Origin of the sequence: Verrucosispora sioxanthis, assembly GCF_010560025.1 — a bacterium.
Taxonomy (GTDB): domain Bacteria; phylum Actinomycetota; class Actinomycetes; order Mycobacteriales; family Micromonosporaceae; genus Micromonospora; species Micromonospora palythoicola.
The window spans coordinates 606,062-631,324 of sequence record NZ_SAIY01000001.1; the positions used below are offsets into that span (position 1 = coordinate 606,062).

The following is a 25,263-nucleotide window of genomic DNA, read 5'->3' on the forward strand; positions in this document are numbered from 1 at the left end:
GTGGTGTCCCGCTCCTTTGCTCTGCTTCAACCAACGCAACGATTGCACTCAGTATCCATGCGCGGCCGACGGCTGAACCTCGCCGCCGCGTTACCGCTGTTCAGACACTCGTGCGTGGGTTGAAGCAGAGCAAAGGGCGCGGGGTGGCATAGGTACCCCCGGCGAGTTGGTTACGCAGCGTCGGAAACACGGAGAGTTATCCACCGAATGACGGTGGCCCTGCCGGAATCGGCGCCTCGCCGACGCCGAGCACCGCCGCATCCCGACGGTCGGGCTCCCGCTGCGGCCGCGAGCGCCGACGGCGATCAGGGCCAGCCGCCATGAACACGGCATCCAACTCGGGGGCTGCCCGACGGCGGTCATCGGATGGCGGCCCCTGCCGCCGGCAGACTGACGGTCACCTCCAGGCCGCCGCCGGGCTGCGCGACGGCGGTCACCGTGCCGCAGTGCGCGTCGCAGACCGCGCGCACGATGGACAGGCCGAGGCCCGACCCGCGTGCCCCGGTCCGTTCCCGGCCGCCCCGCCGGAAGGGCTCGAACAGCCCCGGCACGTCGGCCGGGTCCACCTCGAAGCCGGTGTTGCCGACCACCAGCCAGGACCGCTGCCCGTCCGAGCCGGTGTGCACCCAGAGCCGACCGTGCAGGTGGTTGTAGCGGACCGCGTTCTCGATGAGGTTGCCGGCCAGCCGGTCCAGCAGCCCGGGATCACCCACCACCGGCGCCGGCTTCAGCGACGTCTGGACCGCCAGCTTGATCCGCTCCACCTCCCGGCGTACGGCAGAGAGCGCGTTGACGGTGCCGGCGGCCAGGTCGAACTCGCTGCGCCGGCCGAGCCGTTGGCCGGCCTGCGCCTCGCTGCGCGCCAGCACCAACAGCGCGTCGACCAGACCGTTGGCGCGCTCGGAGGCGTCGCGGACCACGGTCGCCATCCGGCGGTACTCGGCCGTGTCCGCTTCGTCGTCGCTGAGCGTCACGTCGATTTCGGTACGCATCACCGCCAGCGGCGTACGCAGTTCGTGCGAGGCGTTGGCCACGAACCGTCGCTGCGCCTCGAAGGCGGCGGCGATCCGGTCCAGCATGGCGTCGAACGTGTCAGCCAGCTCGGCCACCTCGTCGTCCGCGCCGGAGTAGCCGATGCGCTGGTCCAGCGTGGTCTCGCCGAGCCGGCGCGCGGTGGCGGTGACCTGGTGCAGCGGGCGTAACGCGCGCCCGGCGACCGCGTACGCCCCGACCACGCCGACGATGCCGATCGCCAGCAGCGCGGCCAGCCCCTTGGCCAGCAGTTCCCCGGAGGCCGCGTCGACGAGCCGCTGCTGCCATGCGGCGGCCTCCAGGGTGCTCCCGTCGGCGAGCACCACTGTGGTGCCGGGCAACAGCTCGTCGGTGGGGCGCAACGCGTCCCGCACCAGCAGCCAGGCCAGCAGCACCAGGATCGCGCCGGCACCGACCAGCAGCACGCCGTTGAGCAGGGTCAGCCGCAGCCGCAGCGTGGGACGTAGCCGCAGGGCGGGCCGCCGCAGCGCGGGCAGCCGGCGGCGCGCCGTACCCGTCACTGCACGACCTCGGCCGTCCGGTAGCCGGCGCCGACCACGGTCTCGATCAGCGGTGGGTCACCGAGCTTGCGACGTAACGTCATCACGGTGACCCGGACGATCGTGGTGAACGGATCGGTGTTGGCGTCCCAGACACGTTCCAGCAGTTCCTCGCTGGAGACCACCGCACCCCGGGCCTTGAGCAGCTCGCAGAGCACGCCGAACTCCTTGTTGGTCAACTCGACCGGCACTCCGCCGCGGGTGGCGGTGCGGCGGGCCGGGTCCACCACCAGGTCCGCGACCTCCAGCACCGGCGGGGCCGCCGGGGTGGCCCGCCGGCCGAGTGCCTGCACCCGGGCGACCAGTTCGTCGAAGGCGAACGGCTTCGGCAGATAGTCGTCGGCACCGAGCTGCAACCCCTCGACCCGGTCGGCGACCGTGCCGCTGGCGGTCAACATCAGCACCCGGGTCAGTTCGCCGGACGCGGCCAGCTCCGCGCAGATCTGGTCGCCGTGCCGGCCGGGCAGGTCACGGTCGAGCACCACCACGTCGTACCGGGTCACGAAGGCCATCTCGTGGCCACTGTCGCCGTCGTACGCGACGTCCACCGCCATGCCCCGTTTGCGCAGCCCCCGCGCTATCGCGTCGGCGAGGTTGCGCTCGTCCTCGACCACCAGTACCCGCATGCCCGCCTCTTTTCCGCCCGCCGACCACCGACAACGTAACGCCGCCGACCAAGCCGGCCGGCACGGGTGCCGACCGGACCGGCCGGGACGAAGGTGCGTGCCAGCCGCGCGGGACGGGATCAGTCGGGCAGTTGCCAGATGCCGTAACGACCGTCGCGCAGGCGGCAGCCGACCAGGTCGTACCGGCTCTGGCAGTCACCGCCGGCGTCGAGCAGCAGGTCGAGCCGGCGGGCCGGTGCCCCGGTGGGGTCGAGCCGGGCCAGCACCAGCCCCACCTCGGGCACCGGACGCACCACGTGCACCTGCGGCGCGTACTCGTAGCGGGCCACCATGTTCCACGATCCGTGTTCGGTCAGGGTCGCGCCGGTGTCCAGGTCGAGGGTGAGCATCTCGTTGGTGTTCCGCGCCACCGCGAGGACGTGACGCTCATCGACAAGCACGAGGTCGAGAATGTCGTCACTGCTCCAGCGCACCGCCCCGGTGGCCGGGTCGAGGACCTGCAACCCGCCGCCGGCCAGCCCGGCGCAGAGCAGTGGCCCACAGTCGGTGACGTAGGTCGCCGTCGGCACGGTCACCTGCCAGCGCTGGGTCAGACCGTCGACGCTGAGCGCGGTGATGCTGCTGGAGTTGCGTACCACCGTCACCAGGTCGCCGGCGACCCACGCCTGCTGGTAGCCGCTCGCGTGGTCGGCGGGTGGGGGAAGGCGATGGCGTACCGTCCCGGTCATCGGGTCGATCACCTGGACCTCGCCGTCGACCGTGGCCACCACGATGCTGTCGAGCGTCCCGTCGTCCCGCTGCCGGTAGTCGACGCTGGCCGCCGACAACGACATGGACCACAGCTCACGGGCGTCGGCCAGCTCGATCACCCGTAGCACGGTCGGCTCACTGTCGGTGAAGGTGCGCAGCAGCGCCCAGCCGGGCGTGTCGAGAACCGCGATACCGGGTACCCGCCAGCGTTCCTCGCCGGTGTGGGCGTCGAGCCGCAGCGTCTGGCTGGTGCCGGTTTCCTGCCGACTCATGGCGACCAGGACCCCGGCGTCGGCGACCGGATGCACCCGGTAGACCCGGTTGCCCGGGGGCACGGGCACCCGCCACAGCGGTGTCAGCAGCTGCGGTGCGTCGGTGGGACGATCGGGCCGCGGATAGGCGAGCAGTTCCTGGCTGCCGTCGGTGGCCCCGGGCGTCGGGGAGACGGTGAAGACCTGATCGGCGGCGATGAACAGGTCGCTGCCCAGGGTTGCGGGCACGATCGCGTGGATCCGTCCGGCCGGCGGTGCGCCGCCCGCCAGGGTCAGCAGCGCGACAAGTGCCACCACGACGACCGCCACCCGGTGACCACCCGGCCCGGATCGACGGCGTGGCACTGGCGGATCGGTCCGCTCGGTCAGCTCACCGAGGTCGATCAACGTCACGCCTGTCCTCCCCTGACACACACCAGACGCGCGGCGGGCGGGCGGGGTTCCGCCTGTACGATGGCCCGTCGTGGCTGTGCCGGTGGTGAATCCCTCGCTGAACCCCGTCTCCGAGACCGTCGAGACGCGATCAACGACAACACGTCCCCGGCGGCGGCCGACACGCGCCGACGTGCTGGCCATCGGAGCCTACGTGCTGCTCGGCGTCGTCGTCTGCCTGAACTACTGGGCCGACGTGAACAACCGGGTCTCGTCGCACCTGCCCACCGACCACAGCTGGTTCGAGTGGCTCTTCGCACACGGTGCGTACTCGGTGCAGCATCTGGAGAACCCGCTCTTCACCGCCCGGCAGAACGCCCCGGACGGGGTCAACATGATGGCCAACACCTCGCTGCTCGGGGTGACCCTGCCGTTGGCGCCGCTGACCATGCTGCTCGGTCCCCAGGTCGTGTACGCGCTCTACCTGGGTGGGGCGTTGGCCGCCACCGCCGGCACCTCGTACTGGATGCTGTCGCGGCACCTGGTGCGCTCCCGCGCGGCGGCCTTCGTCGGTGGCGCGTTCCTGGGCTTCGCCCCGGGCATCGTGCACCACGCCAACGGTCAGCCCAACTTCGTCTCCAACTTCCTGCTGCCGCTGATCGTGGTGCGGGTGTTCCGGTTGGTCGAGCCGGGCCGGTGGCGGCGCAACGGGCTGGTGCTGGGGCTGCTGGTCGCGTACCAGATCTTCATCAACGAGGAGATGCTGCTGCTCACGGCGCTGGCCTGCCTGGTCGTCGTGATCGCGTACGCGGCGATGCGTCCGCGCGTGGCGTGGGCACGGGCCGGCACGTTCGCGGCCGGCCTGGGCGTCGGTGGTGGGGTGGCGCTGCTGCTGACCGCGTACCCGATCTGGTTCCAGTTCAACGGTCCGCAGTCCTACCGGGGGCTTCAGGGCGGGGTGTTCCACAGCTGGGGCGAGGACGTCGTCGCGTTCGTCACCTTCCCCCGCGACACCATCGCCGGTGACGAGGCGGTGGAGGCGACCATCGGCATGACCGAACAGAACACCTGGTTCGGCTGGCCGCTGGTGCTGCTGTCGGTGGTGGCCCTGGCCCTGCTGGTACGCCGCTCGCTGGTGGCCCGGATCCTGGCCGTGCTGGTGGTGGTCTTCTCGGTCGCCGCGCTCGGCCCGGAGATCCGGTTCAACGGCGAGCTGACCGGGATCGCCGGCCCGTGGTCGTACATTCCGGCGGATCTGCCACTCGTCGAGATGATGATGCCGACCCGGCTGACCCTGGTGACCACCGCCGCGCTCGGCGTACTGCTGGCGTTGGCCTGGGACGCGGTGGCACGCAGCCACCGGCCGCCGGTGCCGGCGCCCCGCGCCCCGGAGGCCACGGTCACCGACCGGCGGCGACTGCGCTGGCAGCACGTCGTCGGGTACGCCGCGATCACCCTCGCCCTGCTGCCGCTGCTGCCCCGTCCGCTGCCCGCCGAGCCGGTCGACGCGCCGCCGGACTTCATCACCTCGGGCGCCTGGCGACCGTACGTGCCGGACGGCCGCACGCTGGTGCCGGTGCCCATCCCCAGCAACGTGCACGGCCTGTCCACGCTGCGGTGGAGCGCGCTGACCGGGCACGAGTTCCCGATCCCGGCCGGCTACTTCATCGGCCCGAACGAGGACGGCGAGGGGGTCTTCGGTGCCCCGAACCGGCCCACCAGCACCCTCATCTACCAGACCATGGACGCCGGTGAGCTGCCCGAGATCAGCGACGAGAACCGCCAGCAGGCGGTGGCGGACCTGCGCTTCTGGCGGGCGTCGGTGGTGGTGCTCGGCGCGCATCCCCGCGAGCCGGTGCTGCGGGAACTGCTGACCGCGCTGCTCGGTGAGCCGCAGCGGGTCGACGACGTCTGGCTCTGGGACGTACGCGACCGGGTGTGAGAGGTGGTCATCCCGGGTCGGACGGCAGCGGCTCGGAGACGTGGGCGGTGACGATCCGCCAGCCCTCCGGTAGGCGTACCCAGGTCTGCGTCTGCCGGCCCGTGGTGGCGCCGCCCGCGTACCCGAACCGGGTCGTGACGACCGCGAGGTCCGCGCCGAAGGCGGTGACCACCGTGTCGACCAGCCGGCGGCCGGGCGGCAGCGGTGGTTGCACGGCCCGCCACTTGCGCTGCTCGTCGAGCCCGTACTGGTGGTCGGCCAGGCCGAAGCGCACGGTGGCCTCGGAGTCCCAGAAGTATCCACAGATTCCGTCGACGTCGCCGGCCACGAGCGCCTGCTCGTAGCCGGCGAAGGCGGCCGTCACCTCGGCGACCACGTCCGTCCGGTCGATCTCCATCCGGCGAGGGTCCTTTCTGGGCGGGCGGGACGTGGGTGGGCGCACCCGGCCGGGCGGCGGCGGGCTGGTGCGGGCCGCACCGCCGCCCGGCCGGAGTTCAGCTGTTCACCGCCGGTTCGCGCTTCTCGTCGCCGACCGGCTCGCCGGTCGCCACCGGAACCGCCGGGCCGGTGACGGCGGGAGTCGGGGGTGCCGGAGAGTCCCCGCCGTGCAGGCGGTCCAGTTCGGCCTCCTCCGGCTCGGGCACCCGGGGCGGGTACTTGCCGAGCGCGAAGATCGCGCAGATCACCGCCACGAACAGGTAGCCGAGCGCCACCTGACCGTTGGCGTTCCACCGCACCTCCTCGCCGTGGATCAGGCCGATGAAGGCGAGCACCGATCCCGAGGCGGCGAAGATGGCCGCCTGGACGAAGCGTTTGTCGATGATGAAGGCGACGATCGCGCCGAGCACCAGACCGGCGAGGATCGCGCCCTCGCCGAGAATGCGCAGGCCGTCGTAGACCACTCCGGCACCGGCCAGGGCCTCGTCGCCGACCTCGGCGGCGGTGGTGCCGGCCGCCGCCAGGGCGTTGTTCATCTGCCCGGTCGCCCACGCCGCGATGTTGGGTATCAGGGCCGCCACCACCGCCGCGGCGTGTGCCCGGGGCGTCGCCTGGAACGCCTGGGCGCCGATCAGCAGCCCGATGTAGAGCAGGATCGGCACGATCGCCGCGGTCGGGAAGATCGCGCCGAGCAGGGAGAACATCCCGAGGAAGCAGAGCAGGGCGATGACGATCCCGGTCGCCATCGAATAGCCGGTACGCCCACCGGCGGCCTTCCAGCCCGGGTGGCCGACGTAGACCGCCGGGGGAAACGGCGAGCCGAGGGCGGAGCCGATGACCGCGCCGGCTCCGTCGGCGAGCAGCACACTGCGCAGGTTGTAGTTGTCCCCGGCGGTGGCCGCGCTCTCCACGTTCGTCATCGCCTCGGTGAAGTTGTAGACCCCCAGCGGGATCGCGGTCGCCAGCAGCGGCGCCATGTCGGAGAGCCCACGCAGCAGCAGGTCGAGTTGGAAGGTGGGGACGGCGAACGCGATGTCCCGGGCCGCCGCGGTGACGTCCGGCACCGACATCGCCCCACCGAGCCAGCCGATCGCCGTACCGAGCAGCAGGGCGGCCAGCCCGATCGGGAAGTTGAACGGCAGTTTCACGTCGGTGAGCAGGCCGATCAGCAGCAGCGCCAGGACCGGCAGGGCGATCCAGGCCAGCCGCCACATCTGGCCGGCCGGGTTCATCGAGATGAAGGTGATGGAGATGCCGGCGAGCGTGCCGAGCAGCGCCGCGCGCGGCGTGTAGCGACGGATGTACGGACCGACGAACGCACCGATCAGCACGATCACGCCGATGATGAAGGCCCAGGCCAGCCCCGCCTCCCAGGCGCGCACCGGGTCACCGGTGCTGAGGTAGATGGGCAGCATGATGACGAAGATGACGATGAACATGTGCGGCACGCTCGGCCCGTACGGCAGGGCGGTCACGTCGGAGCGGTTCTCCCGCCGGGCCAGCCGGCGGGCCAGGTGCGTGTAGTAGATGTTTCCCGCGACCAGGGCGATGCCGAGGGCCGGCAGAATCGTGCCGAACACCTCCCGCTCGGGCAGGTTCACCACGAAGAGGCAGAGCCCGGTCAGGGTGAGCACGTTGACCAGGACGTTGACGCCGAAACCGAAGAACGCGTTGGTGTCGCCGCGCACCCAGTACGGCAGCGACGCGACGGAGGGTCTGGTGGGGACCATGGTTGCTCCCGGTCAGGAGGAGGATTGCAACACGGGGGTGGTGGGCAGCACGGCGAGCACGTCCGTCGAGTCGGCGACCCACCCGAAGATGCCGCCCTGGGCGGCGATCATGTCGAGCCCCACCCGATGGAACTCGGGGAAGTAGGACCCGACGCAGTCGGCGAGCACGAGGCACTCGTACCCACGGTCGTTGGCCTCCCGGACCGTGGTGTGCACGCACACCTCGGTGGTCACCCCGGTGACCAGGAGACTGTGGATGGTCCGCTCGGTGAGCAGGGCGTCCAGCCCGGTGGCGTGGAAGGCGCCCTTGCCCGGCTTGTCCACGACCGGCTCGCCGGGCAGCGGCGCCAACTCGTCGACGATGTCGTGGCCGTACTCGCCCCGGACGAGGATCCGGCCCTTGGGCCCCGGGTCGCCGATCCGCTTGCTCGGCAGGCCCCGGTTGAGCTTGGCCGGTGGGCAGTCGGAGAGGTCGGGCAGATGCCCCTCCCGGGTGTGCACGACCGTCAGTCCGGCGGCCCGGGCGGCGGCCAGCAGCCTCGTCAGCGGCGCGATGGTCCGCCGCAGCTGGCCGACGTCGTTGCCCAGGCTCTCGCCGAAACCGCCGGGCTCCAGGAAGTCGCGCTGCATGTCGATGACGAGCAGCGCGGTGGTCGCGGGGTCGAAGGTGTACGGGATGGGCCGCGCCGCGGCAACTGTCAACATGGCTCACCTCACCTGGTCGTGGCGGCGATGACGGCGTCGGAGGTGGCGACGCAGCCGAACACGCCGCCCTGCATGGTCACCATGTGCAGCGCGGCGTCGTGGTTGTCCTTGTCGGTGGCACCGGTGCAGTCGGCGAGGATCAGACACTCGTAGCCCCGGTCGTTCGCCTCGCGCATCGTGGTGTGCACGCAGACGTCGGTGGTGATGCCGGTGAGGATCAGGTGGGTGATCCCCCGGGTACGCAGCACCAGGTCGAGATTCGTGGCGTAGAAGGCGCCCTTGCCGGGCTTGTCGACGACCACCTCGCCGGGCGCCGGGGCGACCTCGGGCACGATCTCCCAGCCGGGCTCACCCTTGACCAGGATCCGTCCGCACGGTCCGGCCGCGCCGATCTCGGCGCCGATCTGCGCCGAGCGCCAGCGTTTGTTCGCCGGCAGGTCGGACAGGTCGGGGTCGTGCCCCTCCCGGGTGTGCACGACGAGCATGCCGAGCGACCGGGCGTGCTCCAGCAGCCGGGCGGTGGCCGGCAGCCCCGCCCGGGTGAGGCCGATGTCGTAGCCCATCGCGTCGACGTAGCCGCCCGGGCCGCAGAAGTCGGTCTGCCAGTCGATGCAGAGCAGTGCGGTACGCGCGGTGTCGGCCGTGCCGTCGTACGGCCACGGGTAGGGGTTCGCCGTTACCGGCCCGATGCTGCCCATCCTCTCCTCCTCCGGTTGTCAACTCCGCTGCGCCGCGGCCCGGCGGTAGGCCCGCCACCCGCCGGCGGCGCTGATGTCCTCGGCACCCGAAACGGCCGCGTACGCCTCGCAGAGGAAACCGAGCACGTCCCGCCCGTCGTGCAGCCGGACCCAGCCCAGCGACAGCGGGGCCGGCACCCCGGTCAGCAGCTCGCCGACGGCGGCCACCGGCAGCCGCCACAGCTCGACCTCGATCGGGTGCCCGTCCGGGTCGGTGTCGGCGACCCGGACCAGGCCGGGCAGTCCTGCGCCGTCGGCCGTCGCCAGGCGGTAGAGCCGGTAGCGCGGCGCGGTGCGTGCGGCACCGGCGAGCGTGGCGCCCCGTTCGGTCAGCTCCGCGTTGCGGGACTCGCCGGCCAGGTGCCGCCCAACGACGGCGACCAGCACCTGCGCCGACCCGGTCACCGAGGCGGTGGGTACGGCCGGCGGACGGGCACCCACCGGGTTGGCGCCGGCAGCTCCGTGCCGGCCTGGTCGGCGGGCGCGGCGGCAGCAGGGGTGGCCCGGGAAGCGGCGGTGAAGGCGGCGGCGAGCTGCGCCAAAGTGGTGTCGCTGAACGCGGGGCCGAGCAGGGTCAGGCTCGCCGGCCGGCCCGCTGCGGTGAACCCGTTGGGCACGGTCACCGCCGCCAGGTCGAGCAGGTTGGCGAACTGGGTGTAGCGGCCGAGCACCGTGTTACGGCCGATCGGGTCCTCGGCGACCTCGGCGAGCGTGAAGGTCGTGCCGACGGTGGGCAGCACCAGCACGTCGACCTCGTGCCACAGCTGGTCGACCTGGGCCCGCAACTCGCGCAACCGGTGCTGCCCCCGGAAGGCGTCGATCGCGTCGTAGCGCCGGCCGGTCTCCAGCACGCTGCGGGTCACCGGCAGGACGGCCTCGGGATGTTCCCGCAGGAAGCCGTCCAGCCCGGCGAGCCGTTCGGCCACCCACGGTCCCTGGTAGAGCAGCTCGCCCGCCTCGAGGAAGCTCTGCAACGGCACCGACCCGACCTGGCCGACCAGACCCCGTAGCGCCTGCACGCCCGCGGCGAACCGGACCGCCTGTCCGGCGTCGCCGAAGAACTCCAGGTCTTCTGCGTGGGGCACACCGAGGCGTAGCGTGCCCGGCATGCGGGCCACCACCCGCTCCGCCGGTAGCGGACGCCCCCACGGGTCGGCCGCCGAGACGCCGCGCGCGGCGTGCAGCACGTCCACCGCGTCCGCGACGTCGGTGGCGAAGACCGAGACGCAGTCGAGCGAACGGCAGGCGGGCACCACTCCGGCGGTGCTGAGCAGGCCCCGGGTGGGCTTGAGGCCGACGATGCCGTTCAGCGCCGCCGGCACCCGGCCGGAGCCGGCCGTGTCCGTGCCCAGGGCGAAGCTGACCTGGCCGGCGGCGACCGCCACGGCCGAGCCGGAGCTGGAACCGCCGGAGATCAACCCTCCGCCGAAGACGCTCGCGCAGCTGCCGTACGGCGAACGCGACCCGGTCAGGCCGGTGGCGAACTGGTCGAGGTTGGTCTTGCCGACGAGCAGGGCACCGGCGTCGAGCAGCCGGCGCACCACGGGCGCGTCCTCGACGGCGGCGTACCCGAAGTCGGGGCAGCCGGCGGTGGTGGTCATGCCGGCGACGTCGATGTTGTCCTTGACCGCGAACGGTATCCCGTACAGCGGCAGGGTCGCGGGGTCGGCGGTGGCCGCCAGCCGCTCGGCGCGGGCGAGGAGCTGGCCGGCCGGCACGGTGCTGATCCAGACCGGCCCGCCGTCCGCTCCGGACAGCCCGGCCAGGACCCGTTCCGCCAGGTCGGTGGGGGTCAAGCCGCCGTGGCGGTACGCCGACCGCAGCTCCGAGATCGATCCGATCCGCTCTGGCATACAGTCGATTGTCGACAGTTGTGTTTCCAGGGGGCGCGCGCCAGGTAACGAAGCCGTGACGGCCGGCCGGAGGAGCTAGCCGAGATACGAGCGCGCCCCGTGCTCGGACAGCACGGCGAGCACCAGCTCCGGGTCACCGGCGGCGACCGCCTCGAAGAGCCGTTCGTGCCGGTGGACGCCGTCCTGCGGCCGCGCCACCTCCGCCTCGCGGCGCAGGTTGATCGCCATGTACAGCTGCAACTTCACCAGAATCGAGTCGTACACGGTGGAGAGCTGCCGATTGCCGGCCAGCGCCACCAGCGCGACGTGGAACGCCCGGTGCGACTCGGCCACCGCCAGCCGATCACCGTCCCGGGTCGCCTCCCGCATCTGGTCCAACGCCGCCCGCAGTCCGGCCAGGTCGCTATCCCGACGCACCGGGATCGCCGACCGCACCGCGAAGCGTTCCAGCACGTCACGCAGCTCGTACAGCTCCCGCACGTCGCGATCGGACAGGGTGGCGACCCGGACCCCCCGGCGCGGGACGTGCTCGACCAGGCCCCGCTGCGCCAACAGCCGCAACGCTTCGCGCAGCGGCGCCCGGCTGATCCCGAGCCGCCGGGTCAGTTGCTCCTCCACCAGCCGTTCACCGGGATCACTCCGGCCGCTGAGGATCTCCCGGGTCAGCCGGGCTACGGCGAGCTCCACCAGACTGACACTCTCCAGCTCGCCCTCCGCCGGCGATGCGGCCACGTCGTTCACCCCGACGAGTGTGCCACCTGCCGCCGGAGCCGCCCGCGGACGCGTCAGCCCACGAGAGGCCGGACATCCCAGACGAGGGCACCGTCGATCTCCCGGGCCGGGCCGAGCAGCGCCTCGACCGTCCGGCGTACCGGGTCACCGTGGTGCAGTCCGCCCTGCACGACCACGGCCGCCCGCCAGTGCCTCAGGTCGGCCACCGCCTGCCGGCGGTCGGTGTCGCTGATCGGCGGCAGCTCACCGGTGTCGGCCACCCGGCGCAGCAGCAACGACGTGGGCCGGTCCGGGGCGCCCCACCGGGCCGCCGGGTCGTCCGGGGAACGGGGGCCGATGAAGAATCCGCCCGGTGCGGTGAAGGCCAACCCGGTGCGGGCGGACCAGAGCATCGCCGGGCTCTGGCCCGCGTTGGTCACCGGCGGCACGGCCACCACGGTCCGCCCCGCCGGCACGTAGGCCCGCCAGGTGCCCTCCGCCACGAACGCCGGCACCTGCCAGACCGGGACGGTACGGATCGGGGTCGGGGTCAGCGGCAGCAGCGCGGCGGCCATCGCGCCGGCCCAGAGCAGCCGCACCGGCACCGCGTCCGGTCGCGTCGCGGTGCTGACCGCCTGCCGTCGCACCCGGTCCACGGAGAGGGCGAGCAGGATGCCCAGCACCGGCACGCAGACCAGCGCGAACCGGGCCGGCACCACGTGGTCGAGCAGGGGCAGCTCGGCGATCAGCCGGTACGGACCGGGCAGGTCGGTCAACGCTCCGTCGAGGCGTACCCGGGGGCCGAGGGAGAGCAGGGCGAACACCACTGCGCAGCCGGCCAGCGCCCGGACCAGCGGGCGACGCCGCAGCCACACCGTCACGACCAGGGCCAGCACCAGCAGACCCGGCCCGAAGAAGGAGTTCTCCTCGGTGGCGTTGGGTGCCAGCAGTGCCGGCAGGCGATGGTCGCCGAAGACGGTCTGCCGGGCGGTGGCGGTGAACGACGCGGCGTCCAACTGGAAGCCGTACGCGTGGAACGGCATCCCCCGGTAGTGGCCGGGGCCGAAGAACTGGAACCACAGCGGGTAGGCCAGCAGCGCCGCCGCCACCACCGCGCCGACCGCGATCCGGCCGGCCGTGGCCGGGGCGAGCCGACGTGCGGCGGCCCGGTCGGCCAGCGCGTACCCGACGACGAGGACGCCGGCGGCCAGCGCCACCAGGAGCAGCACCTCCTCGCCGAGGAAGACCTGGTACGTCACGACCAGACCGAGCAGCACCCCGGGGCGCCACACCCGCGACCAGATGCCCGACGAGGACGCGTTCGCATCGGCGGGGTCGGGGGCGAACACCAGTGCCAGGATCACCGGCACCAGGAACTGGGCGGCCATGTGCAGGTGCGATCCGGCCTGCGCGACCATGCCGGGCGCGAAGCCGCAGACCAGTCCGCCGACCGCGGCGGCCAGCCGGGATTCGACCAGCCGGCGGCGCAGCAGGACGTACCAGGCGGTGGCCGTGCCGGCCAGGCACCCGACCACCGCCACCCCGAAGGCCACCTGCGAGCCGAACAGCAGGGTGACCGGGGCCAGCGGGACGCCGAGGCCGAGCACCGAGGTGTTGGCCATCAGGTTCACCCCGTCGGGGGCGTTCAGCGCGTCGCTCCACAGCGGATGTGCCCGACCGGAGACGACCCGGGCGGCGTGGGCCAGCATCCACTCGAAGAGGATCTGGTCGCCGGCCTGGTGGAAGAGTCGGTCCGGTCGGCCCCACTGCCGGCTGGTCAGCCAGCCGGCCAGCGCCAGGTAGCCGGCCACCACCGCCAAATCAGGTATACCCGGGCGGAGCCGCCAACGGCGACGGGGGCGGGCCTGCGCCTCCCGATCGAGCGTACCGACCGACATCAGGCCCGGGGGTCGGTGAGTGACCGTACGTCCCACACCCAGACGTCCAGTTCGAGCCGGGCCGGCCCGACCAGTTGCTCGACGGTCTGCCGCAGTGACTCCGAGTGCGGCTGCCGGACCGGCAGCACCAGGATCGCCGCCCGCCAGTACCGCAACTCGTCCAGGGACCGGCGCCGTTGGCGGTCGTTCAGCTCAGGGGTCCGGCCGGTGGTGGCGACCTCCTCCAGCAGTTTCCCGATGCCGCTGGGTCGGCCACCGAAGCGACCGGGGTCGCCGGTGTTGCCGTTGCGGGGGGCGAGGAAGTAGCCACCGGGGATCTTGAAATCGAGGTTGGTGGCGGCGGCCCAGCGCATGCCGTGGGTGTTGCCCATGCTCGGCACCGGGATCGGCACCAGCGTCTGGTCCGGCGCGACGTAGGCGCGCCACCGGTCGGAGGTGATGAAGTCCGGCACCGGCGGTCGGGACGTCATCGGCAGCGGCATGGGGGTGATCGGCAGCAACGCGAGCACCAGACCGGCAGCGGTGAGCGTACGCACGGTCCGCCGGTCCAGGGACAGCGTGCTGGTCCGCTCGATGGCCAGGGCCAGCAGGATCGCCACCACCACGCTGGTGATCATGCCGAACCGGGTCGGCACCACCGCGTCGAGCAACGGCAGCCGGACCAGCCACTCCCACGGACCGACGACCAGTTCCCGGTCCCACCAGCTGACCCGCTCGCCGAGGGAGAGGACGGCGTAGAACGCGGCGGTCGCGGCGAGCGCCCGGACCAGCACCTCCCGCCGGAGCCAGAGGACGATCCCGACGGCGATCAGCGCCAGACTCCACCCGAAGAACGCGTTCTCCTCCGAGTAGTTCGGCGCGAGGTTGACGTTCGCCCGCTGGTTGCCGCCGACGGTGGGTGAACCGGGGGCGAAGTAGGCGGCGATGTCGTTGCCGTAGTCACGCACCGCCTCACTGAGCCCGTGATACGCCATCGGACCGGCGAACTGGATGTACAGCGGGTACGCCAGCAGCGCGCCGGCGATCACCGTGCAGGTGGCCAGCGCCTTGGCCAACGGCCGCCAGGCCGCCGACCAGAGCCCGGGCCGCTGGACGACCACCGCGATCAGGAAGATCCCGCAACCCATCGCGGTGAAGAGCAGGATCTCCTCGTTGATGAACGCCTGCACGGTGACCAGCAGGGCCAGCAGCGCACCGTCCCGAAACGGTCGGGTCGACCTCGTGATCACCATGACCCGCCACACGATGAACGGCAGCAGGAACTGACTGATGATGTTCGGATGCCAGCTGGCGTGCGACAGCATCGCCGGTGAGAAGCCACAGAACCAACCGCCCACCACCGCGGCGAGCCGGTTGCTCACCACGTGCCGGGACAGCACGAAGTACCAGGCCGAGGCGGTCCCGGCCAGACCGAGCGTCACCAGCAGCACGAAGGTCACGGCCGGTCCGAACAGCAGGGTCACCGGCACCATCGGGATGCCCAGGGCGAGGATGGCCGTGTTGGCCATCAGGTTGACCCCGTCGGGGTAGTTGAACTGCTCGGTGAAGAAGGGGAACTCGCCGTGCAGGACCACTCGTACCGAGTGGGCGAGAAAGAACTGCACCTGGGCCGGGTCGCTGCTGTAGAGCGAGGCCACCCGCCCGGCCGGGTCCATCCAGATCTGGCTGGTCACCCAGAGCGCGGTCACCAGGAACCCGCCGAAGACGGCGAGATCCCGTCGCCGGGGAGTCCACCTGAACCGGCGTCGCCGTTCCGGCGCGGCGTCGACGTCGTCGGCACCTCGCGTACCGTCGGCCGACGCGGTCTCCGGCAGCTGCCCGTCAGCCCCGGCCTCGGTGGCGGGTGCCTCGGTGGCGGGTGCCGCTCCGTCGATCGCCACGGCCTGGACCATGGCCGGCTCGACGGTGGGTGCGGTCTCCGGTGTGAGCGCGTCGGCGTCGTTGCGCGCCCCGTCACCCACGGTGACAACTTCGGACGGAGAGTCGGCGACGTCGGCGGATCTCGGCAGCGCGGCGGCGCGGGTCTCGGCAGGCGTCACAGTCGGCGGAGTCTACCCGAGTGGGGAAAGTGCCCCAAGTCAGACGCGATGTCCCCTGTGGCCGGTGTGGTGACCGCGCGACGCAGCGTACGGTGGCCCGAAGCATCGGCGGGACATCTCGTACTATTGCCCTCCGACACGACGACGCGATCCGATCGGGGGCGTGACAGGTGGCTCCAGCCCGTTGGCGCGGCTTGACCGCCACCGGCCTGTCCACCCTGCTGATCGCGGTCACCGCGTGCGGGCCGGTCGCCGAGCGTCAGGCACGGGACCTGCGGGTCGGCTACGACAGCATGGACGGCGCCTTGACGGTGTGGCCGCCGCGCGGCTCACTGGCCGAGGACACGACGGCGACCGCCGCCGTCACCGAGGCGGTACGCGACTGGCGCTCGCCCGTGGACGACCGGGTGCACGTACCCTCCTCCGGCATTCTCTTCTCCGGTGAGGTCGACGGCCGTCCGCTGGCCCTGGTCGCCGCTTCGGTACCCGGCGAGGCCGCGTCCTGGCTGCTTCAGCTCACCGGCGACGGCGACCGGTACACGGTCAGTCACGCCACCGAGTACACCGACCCCGGCTACCTGGTCTACTCCGACGTGCTGCCGGTCCAGTCCGCCGACGGCCGGCGCTACCTGACCTCCGAACGGGTTCGGCGGCTCGTCGGGCCGAACGGTCGCATCGTCTCCGACCGCGACGGCCTGACCAGCCCCGTCGAGGTGCCCCGGTGCCGAGCGGTGACCGTCACCGCCACCCTGCGCTCCACCGAGTCGTTGCCTCGGGGTCGGGCCACCGACCGGCTGCTCGACCTCGGCACCGGCATCACCGCCCCGCGATATCCGCTGGTACGCGACGAGAGCGGCTCCGGCCGACGCGCCCTGACCGGCCTCGACACCTGCCTGCTGGCCAACGAGGACGGCCCGTTCGGCAGCATCGACCGGCGGGTCGGCGACCGGGACGTCCCGCAGTCGGTGCCGGCGTCCTGGCCGATGGCGAAACTCGCGGTGCGTACGCTCGGCGAGTTGTCGCTCGACGGGGGCGAGCCGGCCGAGTTGGAGCAGCTCACCTGGGAGAGTGCCGAGGGCACGATGAGCGCGGTGGTGTACCGGCCCGCCGGCGACGGTGCGGTGGTGCTCTCCCCCGCCGACCGGACGAACCCGTTGCAGGTCTACGAGCTGCCGGTGCCGGATCAGCCGCTGGTCGTGCTGAGCTGGCGCGCCACCAAGGACACCGCGCTCTCGGTGCCACCCAACACGATCCGCCTGGTCGACCGCCCCGGCCTGGTGGTGGCTCCCCTCCCCGAGCGCCGCGAGACCTTCAGCCTGGCCGCCGCCGAAAAGACCCACTACCGCTCCGCCGGCTCCCCCCGCCGCTAACCCCCACCCCCACCCCCACCCCCCGGCCCCCGCCCCCCGGGTTGATCATGAAGTTGTTGTCGCGCCACGCCGGAGGCAGTGACAACAACTTCATGATCAACGCCGCGAGGCACCCGCGCGGGGTCGGGCGGGAAGGTTAGTTGGGGGTGGGGTTGGCGGTGAGGTGGGGTGGGTCGACCGGTTCGGTGTCGAGGCGGGAGATCCAGCCGGTCACGTCGCGGGCCACGTCCTGAGCGGTCAGGCCGAGGTCGGTCAGGAGCTGGTTGCGGGAGCCGTGCGGATACCAGCCGGCCGGTACGCCCAGATCGCGCAGCGGCACCCGGACACCGGCGTCGCGCATGGCCTGGGCGAGCGCGTCGCCCACCCCGCCGGAGCGGACGCCGTCCTCGACGGTCACCACCAGCCGGTGCTCGGTGGCCAGCTCGACCAGCTCCGCCGGGACCGGACGGACCCAGCGCGGGTCGACCACGGTCACCCCGTAGCCCTGCTCGGCCACCCGGGCGGCGACGTCCACGCCAAGCTGACCGAAGGCACCCACCGCGACCAGCAGCACGTCGGTACGCGCCGACTCCGCCAGCACGTCGACCGGCCCGACCCGCCGCAGAGCGGGCAGATCGGCGGCGACCGCGCCGGTCGGGAAGCGGACGATCGTCGGGCCGTCGTCGACGGCGACCGCCTCCCGCAGCTCCTCACGCAGCGTGGCGGCGTCCCGGGGGGCCGCGATCCGCAGGCCCGGCACCACGCCGAAGACCGACATGTCCCAGATGCCGTAGTGGCTCGGCCCGTCGGGCCCGGTGATCCCGGCCCGGTCCAGCACGAAGGTGACCGGCAGCTTGTGCATCGCCACGTCCAGCAGGACCTGGTCGAACGCCCGGTTGAGGAAGGTCGCGTAGACCGCCACCACCGGGTGCAGCCCACCGAGCGCCAGGCCGGCCGCCGAGGTGGCGGCGTGCTGTTCGGCGATGCCCACGTCGTAGGTGCGCTCCGGGTACTTGCGGGCCAGCTTCGCGATGCCGGTCGGCCCGGCCATCGCCGCGGTGATGCCCACCACGTCGGGCCGCTCGTCCGCGATCGCCACCAGCTCGTCGGCGAAGACGTGGGTCCACTTCACCGACGGCGCGGCGGTGGCCTTGCCGTCGGCGATGTCGAAGGCGCCGGGGCTGTGGAAGCAGTCCGCCTCGTCCTCCTCGGCGGGGCGGTAGCCGTAGCCCTTGCGGGTCACCGCGTGCACGATCACCGGGCCGCCGAAGTTCTTCGCCGCCCGCAACGCCGTCTCGACGGCGGCGATGTCATGCCCGTCGACCGGGCCGACGTACTTGATGCCGAGATCCTCGAACATCGCCTGCGGGGCGACCGCGTCCTTGATGCCCTTCTTGACCGCGTGCAGCACCTCGTACATCGGCTTGCCGACCAGCGGGGTCGAGCCGAGGGCGTCCTTGACGGCGTCCAGCACCTTCTCGTAGCCGGGGTTGAGCCGCAGCGTCGAGAGGTGATGAGCCAGACCACCGATCGTCGGCGCGTACGAGCGGCCGTTGTCGTTGACCACGATGACCAGCGGGTTGTCGGTGGCGGCGATGTTGTTCAGCGCCTCCCAGCACATGCCGCCGGTCAACGCCCCGTCACCCACCACGGCGACGACGCTGCGCGACTCGCCACGCAGCGCGTACGCCTTGGCCAGCCCGTCGGCGTAGGACAGGGCGGTCGAGGCGTGCGAGTTCTCGATGAGGTCGTGCTCGCTCTCGGCCTGGTTGGGGTAGCCGGAGAGCCCGCCCCGCTGGCGCAGCTGGTCGAACCCGCCCTGCCGGCCGGTGACGATCTTGTGCACGTACGCCTGGTGGCCGGTGTCGAACAGCAGCCGGTCCCGGGGAGAGTCGAAGACCCGGTGCAGGGCCAGGGTGAGTTCCACCACGCCCAGGTTGGGCCCGATGTGCCCACCGGTACGCGACACCTTGGCGATCAGGAAGTCGCGGATCTCGGCGGCGAGGATGTCCAGTTCGGTGGCGGACATCCGCTTGACGTCCTGGGGACCGTGCACCGTGGCCAGCAGCCGGCCGTGGTTGGCCGTGTCCTCTTCAACACTCATGACCGCAGAGTCTATCGGCCCTCGCGCACCCCGCAGCCCGGGCGCGGTGACCACCGGTCCTGAGCACCTGGTCAGGCCGGCACCAGCAGTCCGACCAGTTCCACGTGCCGGGTCATCGGAAACAGGTCGTACCCGCGCAACGCCGCCAACCGCCAACCCGCCTCGGTGAAGACCCGCAGGTCCCGCGCGAACGCCGCCGGATCACAGGCGACGTAGGTCACCACGCGCGGCCCGGCGGCCAGCACGTCGCGTACCACCCGCGCCCCGGCACCGGTCCGGGGCGGGTCGAGCACCACCACGTCGACCGGCCCGGTGACCCGGCGACGGGCCAGGGCGGTCTCCACCCGGGCCGCCACCACCTCGACGGCGGGCAGGTCACGCAGGTTCTCCCGGGCCGCCGCGACGCCGTCGCCGGCCGCCTCGACCAGGGTGACCCGCCCGGTCTCGCCGACCCGAGGGCCAGCGCGGCGGCGAACAGGCCGGCGCCACCGTAGAGATCCCAGGCCCGCTCCCCGGCCGGGGGTCGGCCAGCTCCAGCACCGCGTCGACAAGGGTGTCCGCGGCGGCGGGTGCACCTGCCAGAACGACGAGGCGGGCAGCATCCACTGCGGCCGGCGGCCCGCTCCCGTACCCGTTCCGGGCCGCTGACCCGCCGACCGGCCCCGGCCGCCACGGCGGTCACCGCCACGTCCCCGCCGGTGGTGGCGACGGTCTCCACCGCCTCGGCGTCCGGCCAGCTCACCCCGCTGGAGGTGAGCACCGGCAGCTGCTGGATCGCCGGATGGGCGATCAGGCAGCGGTCGACCGGCACCACCTCGTGGGAGCGGTGCTTGAGCAGCCCGGCGCGACCCGCCGCGTCCACCGCGTACCGGACCCGGGAACGCCAACCGAGCGGACCACCCGGCAGCGCCTCCACCCGCAGGTCCAGCGCGTCACAGCCGGCCTCGTCCAGCCCGCCGAGGCGGACGAGCTGTTCCCGGACCACCGCCGTCTTCCAGCGCAGCTGCGCGTCCGGGGCGACATGTTGCAGGTCGCAGCCGCCGCAACGGCCCGGTCGGGCGTACGGACAGGGCGGGTCGACCCGGTCCGGTGCCGCCTCCAGCACGGTGACCGCGTCGGCCCGGACGAACCCCCGGTGCACCTCGGTCACCTCGGCCAGCACCCGTTCACCCGGCAGGGCGTGCCGGACGAAGACCACCTGGCCGTCCACCCGGGCCACGCAGTGCCCTCCCGGGGCGACGGCCGCCACGGTCAACTCGACCCGCTCGGCCTCCTCCAGCCCGCTCACCGGGCCTCCCCGTCCGACGACTCACGCTCGGCAGGCGGCGGCAGGGTGGCGCGTGGTGCCACCCGAGGCCCCCGGACCGGCCCACGGCCGAGCGTGGCGTCCATCCGGGCGAGGTCCTTGCCGGCCGTCGAGGCGAGCTGCCACGGCACGCTCGTCACCATCACACCCGGCTCGAACAGCAGCCGCCCCTTGAGCCGCAGCGCGCTCTGGTTGTGCAGCAGGTTCTCCCACCAGCGGCCCACGACGTACTCCGGAATGAAGACCGTGACCACGTCGCGCGGCGACTCCCGGCGGACGCCGGCCACGTAGTTCAGGATCGGTCGGGTGATCTCCCGGTACGGCGAGTCGATCACGGTGAGCGGGATCGGCACTCCCCGACGGTCCCAGTCGGCCTGCAACTGCCGGGTGTCGTGGTCGTCGACGTTGACGGTCACCGCGGTGAGGGTGTCCGGTCGGGTGGCCTGTGCGTACGCCACCGCCCGCAGCGTGGGTTGGTGCAGCTTGCTGACCAGCACGATCGCGTGGTTGCGGGCCGGCAGCACCGGCCGTCCGTCGTCGGGGGCGAGTTCGACGGCCACCCGGTCGTAGTGCCGGCGGATGGCCAGCATCAGCACGTAGATCAGCCCCATCGCGACGATGGCGATCCAGGCGCCGAGCAGGAACTTGGTGATCAGCACGATCACCAGCACCGTGGCGGTCATCGCCATGCCGAAGGTGTTGATCGCCCGGGACCGGAGCATCCGACGACGCACCTGCGGGTCCCGCTCGGTGCGCAGCAGCCGGTTCCAGTGCCGGATCATCCCGGCCTGGGAGAGGGTGAACGAGACGAAGACACCCACGATGTAGAGCTGGATGAGCTTGGTCACCTCGGCCTGGAAGCCGATGATCAACAGGATCGCGAAGCCGGCCAGGAAGAGGATCCCGTTGGAGAAGGCGAGCCGGTCACCCCGGGTGTGCAGTTGGCGGGGCAGGTAGCGGTCCTGGGCGAGGATCGAGCCGAGCACCGGGAAGCCGGTGAAGGCCGTGTTGGCGGCCACGAACAGGATCGTCGCGGTCACTCCGACGACCAGGAACAGCAGCACCGACCCGGGTCCGAAGATCGTCTCACCGAGTTGTGCGGTGACCGTCTTCTGCACGTACCCCTCCGGGCCGGAGACGATCTGCAGGGCGGGATCCTCGACGAACTGCAGCCCGGTGAGCCGGGCCAGCCAGACGATGCCGACCAGCATGGTCACCGCGACCAGGCCGAGCATCAGCAGCGTGGTGGCGGCGTTGCGGCTCTTCGGCGCCTTGAACGCCGGCACCCCGTTGGAGATCGCTTCCACACCGGTGAGCGCGGCGCACCCGGAGGAGAAGCTGCGCAGCAGCAGGAACGCCATCGCCCAGCCGGTGGTGTCGTGCCACTCGGCGGCGATCACCAGGTCGGCGCTGGGGGCGCGCAGGTCCTCGCCGAGCACGACGACCCGGACCACCCCGGTGAGGATCATGCCGATGATAACGATCATGAAGCCGTACGTCGGGACGGCGAACGCGCTGCCCGCCTCCTTGATCCCGCGCAGGTTGACCGCGGTCAGCAGCGCCACGGCGGAGACCGCGATGAGCACCTTGTGGGTCGCCACGAAGGGAATCACCGAGCCGAGGTTGGCCACCCCGGAGGAGACCGACACCGCGACGGTGAGCACGTAGTCGACAAGCAGCGCACTGGCCACGCCCACCCCGGCGCGCGGGCCGAGGTTCACCGTCGCCACCTCGTAGTCGCCGCCGCCCGAGGGGTACGCGTGCACGTTCTGCCGGTAGCTGGCCACCACGGTCAGCATGACCACGACCACGCCGAGGGCGACCCACGGTGAGAACACGAACGCCGAGGCACCCGCGATGGAGAGCATCAGCAGGATCTCGTCCGGCGCGTACGCCACGCTCGACAGCGCGTCCGAGGCGAAGACGGGCAGCGCGATGCGCTTCGGCAGCAGGGTGTGCTTGAGCCGGTCGGACCGGAACGGCCGGCCGACGAGCAGCCGCTTCAGCAGGGAGGTGGATCGGGCCACAACGGCCAAGCGTACGGCCACCGGCGACGGGCACGTGGGGTGGCCGGTCACGGGCGTATCCGAGGCGGGAGTACCGTCGGTCCCCGGCCGCGGCCCGGACGTGGCAGGCTCGCAGGCGACGAGGCGCAGCGGTACGCACCGTGGGAGGCAGCGTGCATGTCGTGATCATGGGTTGTGGCCGGGTCGGCTCGACCCTGGCGCACAGCCTGGAGGCCCGGGGACACTCGGTGGCGGTCATCGACCAGGACGCGGACGCCTTCCGCCGGCTGCGGCCCGACTTCGCCGGGGTCACCGTCACCGGGGCCGGCTTCGACGGCGACGTGTTGCGCCAGGCCGGCATCGAGCGGGCCGACGCCTTCGCCGCCGTCTCCAGCGGCGACAACTCCAACATCATTTCGGCCCGGTTGGCCCGTGAGACCTTCGGCGTGGTCCGGGTCGCGGCTCGCATCTACGACCAGCGCCGCGCGCAGGTCTACGAACGACTCGGCATCCCCACCGTGGCCACCGTCCGGTGGACGGCCGACCGGATGCTGCGGCACCTGCTGCCCGAGGGCAACGTGGAGATCTTCCGCGATCCGACGAGCACCGTCTCGATCGTCGAGGTGCCGGTGCACAAGGACTGGATCGGTCGCCCGGTGCGGGCCCTGGAGGAGGCGACCGGTGCCCGGGTGGCGTACCTGATCCGCTTCGGCATCGGCACGCTGCCCACGGTGGCCAGCGTGGTGCAGGAGGGTGACCAGATCTTCATGCTGGTCACCGACGACATGGTGGCGGCGGTCACATCCGTGGCGGCGACGCCGGAAGGGGGTCAGTGATCATGCGGGTCGCTATCGCCGGCGCCGGCAACGTGGGCCGCTCCATCGCCCAGGAGCTGATCGAGAACGGCCACCAGGTGATGCTCATCGAGCGGCAGCCCCGGATGCTCCGGCCGGCCCGGGTGCCGGACGCCGAATGGGTGCTGGCCGACGCCTGCGAGCTGGCCAGCCTGGAGGAGGCCGAGTTGGCCGGCTGCGACGTGGTGGTCGCGGCCACCGGCGACGACAAGGTGAACCTGGTGGTCTCGCTGCTGGCCAAGACCGAGTTCGCGGTGCCCCGGGTGGTCGCCCGGGTCAACCGGGCCGAGAACGAGTGGCTGTTCACCGAGCAGTGGGGCGTGGACGTGGCGGTCAGCAAGCCCCGGGTGATGGCCGCGCTGGTCGAGGAGGCGGTCACCGTCGGCGACCTGGTCCGGCTGATGACGTTCCGGCAGGGCGAGGCGAACCTGGTCGAGATCACCCTGCCGCCGACCGCGCCCTACGTCGGGCACCCGCTGCGCGAGGTGCCCCTGCCCCGGGACTCCGCGCTGGTGGCGATCCTGCGCGGCAAGCGCGTCCTGGTGCCCAGCCCGGACGACCCGGTCGAGGCCGGTGACGAGCTGGTCTTCGTCTGCACCGCCGAGGTGGAGGACGCGGTACGGGCGGTGGTGCTCGGCCCGGACAGCGTCGAGCGCACCCGCGAGTCACGCTGACCGCTACGCCGGGCCGGGCCCGGCGCCCCGACCGCCGGTGCGGCTCAGCTCGGCAGCGGCTCCGTCGGGCGCTCGCGGGTCACCCGCCGCACCGTCCAGACCGTGATCAACAACAGCAGCACGTACGGCGGGTAGCCCAGGGCCAGCCGCGCCACCCCGAGGGCGGTCTCCATGTCGGCGGCGGCGGCCTCGTCGCCGAGCTGGTCGAACCGCCGGGCCGCCAGGTAGATGCCGGCCTGCACGCCCACCTTGGCCAGCCAGACGACGCCCCAGAGCACGGTCAGTCTGGTGAAGGTGCGCACCAGCAGAGGGTCGTCGCGCCACTGCGAGCTGCCCTTGGCCACCAGCACCGACCAGATCCAGCCGACCAGCGGTTGCCGGATCACCGCCGACAGCAGCAGGGCCAGGCCGTAGCCGATGCCGTAGAGGATCCCCGGCAGGTAGAAGTCGCGCGCGTCGCCGGTGCGCCAGGCGATGGCGGCGCCGATCCCGATGCCGAACAGCCCGTTGACCGCGTGCCGCACCGGTCGGCGCTGAGCCAACCGCAGCCCACCGATCAGCACCGCCACCGCCACCGAGGCGATCACGGCTGGCCGCAGGTCGGTGACGATGTTGGCGATCACGAAGACCACCACCGGAATGCTGGACTCGGCCAGCCCTCGCCAACCGCCGAGCTGGTCGGCCATCTGCTCGGCGACGGTGGGCAGCCGCTCCTCGTCCACCGGCCCGGTCTCCGGCTGGGTCGCCGGGTGCTGTCCGGTGGTCATCGCCCGCTGTCCATCCGCAACGCCCGCAGCTTCACTTCGACGGCTCCAGCTCGTAGTACGGGTTGTAGATCACCTTGCGGTCGTCGCGCACCGCGACCCGCCCCCGGGCCGTCAGGTGCCGGCCCGGCTCGATGCCGACGATGTGCCGTCGCCCGAGCCAGACCAGGGTCACGACGTCGCTGCCGTCGTAGAGATCCGCCTCCAGCGCCGGCAGGTTCGTCCGGGGGGTGTAGACGACGGTACGCAGTCGGCCGCTGACCGACACCACCTGCCCCCGACCGCACTGCAACACCGGCATCGCGCCACAGCGGGCACTCTCCCGCTGCAACTGCTGCGCCTCGATCTCGGCCTCGCTCGCGGTCAGCCGTCGCAGCATCCGCCGCAGCGAACCCCGACCCTCGTCGGTGGTCATGTGCTCCGCGTCACCCTCTCCACACCGGCCGGCTGGCACCGGAAGCCACGGCCGCCGGACGACTGCCGCGACGGCATCCGCCAGCGTACGCCGGACAGGGCGTTTCCGGCGCACCGGAAGCGCTCC

The 25,263-nt window shown here is 72.3% G+C and carries 20 protein-coding genes and 1 pseudogene; 4 read left to right on the forward strand and 17 right to left on the reverse strand.

The window, feature by feature from the left end; translation table 11 throughout:
• Positions 1 to 359: 359 nt before the first annotated feature.
• The 3 genes from ENC19_RS02790 to ENC19_RS02800 all read right to left on the reverse strand — a co-directional run bounded on the left by ENC19_RS02790 (position 360) and on the right by ENC19_RS02800 (position 3,633).
• The gene (locus ENC19_RS02790; RefSeq protein WP_328824133.1) at positions 360 to 1,553 is read right to left on the reverse strand and encodes a sensor histidine kinase; all 1,194 of its coding nucleotides are present in this window, start codon (positions 1,551 to 1,553) and stop codon (positions 360 to 362) included.
• Entirely contained in the window at positions 1,550 to 2,218 is a 669-nt protein-coding gene (locus ENC19_RS02795) for a response regulator transcription factor (protein ID WP_164445553.1), read from the reverse strand. The genes ENC19_RS02790 and ENC19_RS02795 overlap by 4 nt, the downstream gene beginning before the upstream one ends.
• A 119-nt stretch (positions 2,219 to 2,337) precedes the next feature.
• On the reverse strand, positions 2,338 to 3,633 hold the full coding sequence (locus ENC19_RS02800) for an outer membrane protein assembly factor BamB family protein (RefSeq protein ID WP_164445554.1): 1,296 nt from the start codon (positions 3,631 to 3,633) through the stop codon (positions 2,338 to 2,340).
• Positions 3,634 to 3,715: 82 nt separating this feature from the next.
• On the opposite strand from ENC19_RS02800, the gene ENC19_RS02805 reads away from it, so the two are divergent.
• Positions 3,716 to 5,554, forward strand: coding sequence for a hypothetical protein (locus ENC19_RS02805; RefSeq protein WP_408058050.1), 1,839 nt, complete (start codon positions 3,716 to 3,718; stop codon positions 5,552 to 5,554).
• Positions 5,555 to 5,561: 7 nt separating this feature from the next.
• Here ENC19_RS02805 and hpxZ read toward each other — a convergent pair whose 3' ends face one another.
• The 9 genes from hpxZ to ENC19_RS02850 all read right to left on the reverse strand — a co-directional run bounded on the left by hpxZ (position 5,562) and on the right by ENC19_RS02850 (position 15,518).
• Positions 5,562 to 5,951, reverse strand: coding sequence for an oxalurate catabolism protein HpxZ (hpxZ, locus tag ENC19_RS02810; RefSeq protein ID WP_164445556.1), 390 nt, complete (start codon positions 5,949 to 5,951; stop codon positions 5,562 to 5,564).
• Positions 5,952 to 6,048: 97 nt separating this feature from the next.
• Positions 6,049 to 7,722, reverse strand: coding sequence for a permease family protein (locus ENC19_RS02815; protein ID WP_164445557.1), 1,674 nt, complete (start codon positions 7,720 to 7,722; stop codon positions 6,049 to 6,051).
• 12 nt (positions 7,723 to 7,734) lie between these two features.
• Positions 7,735 to 8,427, reverse strand: a complete 693-nt coding sequence (locus ENC19_RS02820) for a cysteine hydrolase family protein (RefSeq protein WP_164445558.1) — start codon at positions 8,425 to 8,427, stop codon at positions 7,735 to 7,737.
• 8 nt (positions 8,428 to 8,435) lie between these two features.
• Positions 8,436 to 9,125 carry a biuret amidohydrolase gene (gene biuH, locus ENC19_RS02825; RefSeq protein ID WP_164445559.1) on the reverse strand — a complete coding sequence of 230 codons (690 nt, stop codon included), beginning with the start codon at positions 9,123 to 9,125 and terminating at the stop codon, positions 8,436 to 8,438.
• Positions 9,126 to 9,143: 18 nt separating this feature from the next.
• A complete protein-coding gene (locus ENC19_RS02830; RefSeq protein WP_164445560.1) occupies positions 9,144 to 9,569 on the reverse strand; it encodes an allophanate hydrolase-related protein in 426 nt (141 codons plus the stop codon).
• Positions 9,566 to 11,017: an allophanate hydrolase gene (atzF, locus tag ENC19_RS02835; protein ID WP_164445561.1), complete on the reverse strand. Its 1,452-nt coding sequence runs from the start codon at positions 11,015 to 11,017 to the stop codon at positions 9,566 to 9,568. The genes ENC19_RS02830 and atzF overlap by 4 nt, the downstream gene beginning before the upstream one ends.
• A 75-nt stretch (positions 11,018 to 11,092) precedes the next feature.
• The gene (locus ENC19_RS02840; RefSeq protein ID WP_164445562.1) at positions 11,093 to 11,758 is read right to left on the reverse strand and encodes a GntR family transcriptional regulator; all 666 of its coding nucleotides are present in this window, start codon (positions 11,756 to 11,758) and stop codon (positions 11,093 to 11,095) included.
• A gap of 44 nt (positions 11,759 to 11,802) precedes the next feature.
• On the reverse strand, positions 11,803 to 13,626 hold the full coding sequence (locus ENC19_RS02845) for a hypothetical protein (RefSeq protein WP_166457898.1): 1,824 nt from the start codon (positions 13,624 to 13,626) through the stop codon (positions 11,803 to 11,805).
• The gene (locus ENC19_RS02850) at positions 13,626 to 15,518 is read right to left on the reverse strand and encodes a glycosyltransferase family protein (protein ID WP_164445975.1); all 1,893 of its coding nucleotides are present in this window, start codon (positions 15,516 to 15,518) and stop codon (positions 13,626 to 13,628) included. Before ENC19_RS02850 ends, ENC19_RS02845 begins: the two co-directional genes overlap by 1 nt.
• Before the next feature lie 317 nt (positions 15,519 to 15,835).
• On the opposite strand from ENC19_RS02850, the gene ENC19_RS02855 reads away from it, so the two are divergent.
• On the forward strand, positions 15,836 to 17,035 hold the full coding sequence (locus ENC19_RS02855) for a hypothetical protein (protein WP_164445564.1): 1,200 nt from the start codon (positions 15,836 to 15,838) through the stop codon (positions 17,033 to 17,035).
• Between the two features lie 136 nt (positions 17,036 to 17,171).
• On the opposite strand, the gene dxs is transcribed toward ENC19_RS02855, so the two are convergent.
• From dxs to ENC19_RS02870, 3 genes and pseudogenes are all read right to left on the reverse strand, one after another.
• Entirely contained in the window at positions 17,172 to 19,118 is a 1,947-nt protein-coding gene (gene dxs / locus ENC19_RS02860; protein WP_208020793.1) for a 1-deoxy-D-xylulose-5-phosphate synthase, read from the reverse strand.
• Positions 19,119 to 19,189: 71 nt separating this feature from the next.
• Positions 19,190 to 20,406, reverse strand: a pseudogene (locus tag ENC19_RS02865) (class I SAM-dependent RNA methyltransferase).
• Positions 20,403 to 22,451 carry an APC family permease gene (locus tag ENC19_RS02870; protein WP_164445565.1) on the reverse strand — a complete coding sequence of 683 codons (2,049 nt, stop codon included), beginning with the start codon at positions 22,449 to 22,451 and terminating at the stop codon, positions 20,403 to 20,405. The pseudogene ENC19_RS02865 and the gene ENC19_RS02870 overlap by 4 nt, the downstream one beginning before the upstream one ends.
• 152 nt (positions 22,452 to 22,603) lie before the next feature.
• Between ENC19_RS02870 and ENC19_RS02875 the strand changes: the two genes are divergently transcribed.
• Positions 22,604 to 23,266, forward strand: a complete 663-nt coding sequence (locus ENC19_RS02875) for a potassium channel family protein (protein ID WP_164445566.1) — start codon at positions 22,604 to 22,606, stop codon at positions 23,264 to 23,266.
• Positions 23,263 to 23,958: a potassium channel family protein gene (locus tag ENC19_RS02880; protein ID WP_164445567.1), complete on the forward strand. Its 696-nt coding sequence runs from the start codon at positions 23,263 to 23,265 to the stop codon at positions 23,956 to 23,958. Before ENC19_RS02875 ends, ENC19_RS02880 begins: the two co-directional genes overlap by 4 nt.
• Before the next feature lie 44 nt (positions 23,959 to 24,002).
• Here ENC19_RS02880 and ENC19_RS02885 read toward each other — a convergent pair whose 3' ends face one another.
• Positions 24,003 to 24,725, reverse strand: a complete 723-nt coding sequence (locus ENC19_RS02885; protein ID WP_164445568.1) for a DUF3159 domain-containing protein — start codon at positions 24,723 to 24,725, stop codon at positions 24,003 to 24,005.
• A gap of 31 nt (positions 24,726 to 24,756) precedes the next feature.
• Positions 24,757 to 25,137, reverse strand: a complete 381-nt coding sequence (locus ENC19_RS02890) for an OB-fold nucleic acid binding domain-containing protein (protein WP_164445569.1) — start codon at positions 25,135 to 25,137, stop codon at positions 24,757 to 24,759.
• Positions 25,138 to 25,263 lie beyond the last annotated feature (126 nt).

What these genes read in the sequence shown, in the direction of transcription:
- ENC19_RS02890 (WP_164445569.1), bottom strand. Translation starts at nt 25,137, where the DNA reads ATGACCACCGACGAGGGTCGGGGTTCGCTGCGGCGGATGCTGCGACGG.
- ENC19_RS02845 (WP_166457898.1), bottom strand. Translation starts at nt 13,626, where the DNA reads ATGTCGGTCGGTACGCTCGATCGGGAGGCGCAGGCCCGCCCCCGTCGC.
- ENC19_RS02820 (WP_164445558.1), bottom strand. Translation starts at nt 8,427, where the DNA reads ATGTTGACAGTTGCCGCGGCGCGGCCCATCCCGTACACCTTCGACCCC.
- ENC19_RS02885 (WP_164445568.1), bottom strand. Translation starts at nt 24,725, where the DNA reads ATGACCACCGGACAGCACCCGGCGACCCAGCCGGAGACCGGGCCGGTG.
- hpxZ (WP_164445556.1), bottom strand. Translation starts at nt 5,951, where the DNA reads ATGGAGATCGACCGGACGGACGTGGTCGCCGAGGTGACGGCCGCCTTC.
- dxs (WP_208020793.1), bottom strand. Translation starts at nt 19,118, where the DNA reads ATGAGTGTTGAAGAGGACACGGCCAACCACGGCCGGCTGCTGGCCACG.
- ENC19_RS02850 (WP_164445975.1), bottom strand. Translation starts at nt 15,518, where the DNA reads ATGGTCCAGGCCGTGGCGATCGACGGAGCGGCACCCGCCACCGAGGCA.
- atzF (WP_164445561.1), bottom strand. Translation starts at nt 11,017, where the DNA reads ATGCCAGAGCGGATCGGATCGATCTCGGAGCTGCGGTCGGCGTACCGC.
- biuH (WP_164445559.1), bottom strand. Translation starts at nt 9,125, where the DNA reads ATGGGCAGCATCGGGCCGGTAACGGCGAACCCCTACCCGTGGCCGTAC.
- ENC19_RS02795 (WP_164445553.1), bottom strand. Translation starts at nt 2,218, where the DNA reads ATGCGGGTACTGGTGGTCGAGGACGAGCGCAACCTCGCCGACGCGATA.
- ENC19_RS02815 (WP_164445557.1), bottom strand. Translation starts at nt 7,722, where the DNA reads ATGGTCCCCACCAGACCCTCCGTCGCGTCGCTGCCGTACTGGGTGCGC.